The organism is Bradyrhizobium sp. JHI2711, assembly GCF_056156565.1.
The window spans coordinates 1-793 of the sequence record NZ_JBPZPT010000026.1 but is presented as its reverse complement, the minus strand read 5'-3'; the positions used below and the strand labels follow the sequence as shown (position 1 = coordinate 793).

The following is a 793-nucleotide window of genomic DNA, read 5'->3' as shown; positions in this document are numbered from 1 at the left end:
AAAGATAGACCGTGCTCGCCTTTCCTCCGTTCCTTACCGCGAGATAGAAACTAGTCCATCTGCTGAGCCCCGCACCAGGAACGAGCGGGTTCTTGCTCGGATCTGGGAGGATCTATTAGGCGCCGAGGGGGTGGGAATCGACAGCAGTTTCTTTGATATTGGCGGCGATTCTCTTCTGAGCGTACGTTGCGTCACGCTGGCGCGCAAAGCCGGGCTGAATCTCACTGTCAACCTGCTCTATCGAACACCGACCATCAGGGAGTTGGCGGCCGGGCAAGCGGAGGCGGCACCCCACAACGTGGCTTCCGCGGACGGCCTACTGCCTGTGCCCCCCGTAATATCGTTTTGGAATTCTCTTGTCGGCTTTGACGAGCATTTTAACCTCGGCGATCTGTTCTTCTTGCGCGGCGGCATCCTGGACATCAAGATCCTGGACCGCGCTCTGGCCCATGTCATCGAGAGGCACGAAGGCCTCAGGCTCCGCGTTGCCCGAACCCAAGATGGACTCCGGCTGGGGATTGGCCCTTGTCCGGCCGCACGCATCGTGGAGGAGATCGATCTCGTCCGGATGACCGGCCCAGACCAGCGCAGGACAATCGAGAGCGTCTCGGCAAGACGTCAACACATGTTTCGGTTTGACGGCCACACGCCTCTTGTTCACGTCGCGGCCTTCCGTGCTTCGGAAAGCGGCGATTATTATCTGCTGGTACTGGTGCATCATTTCGTAGTGGATGGGATGGGCTATCGGCTATTCCTGGAAGCATTGGAGGACGCATACAACGCTCTTGCTGCA

1 protein-coding gene is annotated in these 793 nt (G+C 58.6%); it reads left to right on the top strand.

What is annotated here, in order from left to right:
- Positions 1 to 4 precede the first annotated feature (4 nt).
- Positions 5 to 793 (top strand): condensation domain-containing protein (locus tag ACTEK7_RS36630; protein ID WP_346347589.1); only part of this gene is annotated, 789 nt, incomplete at its 3' end.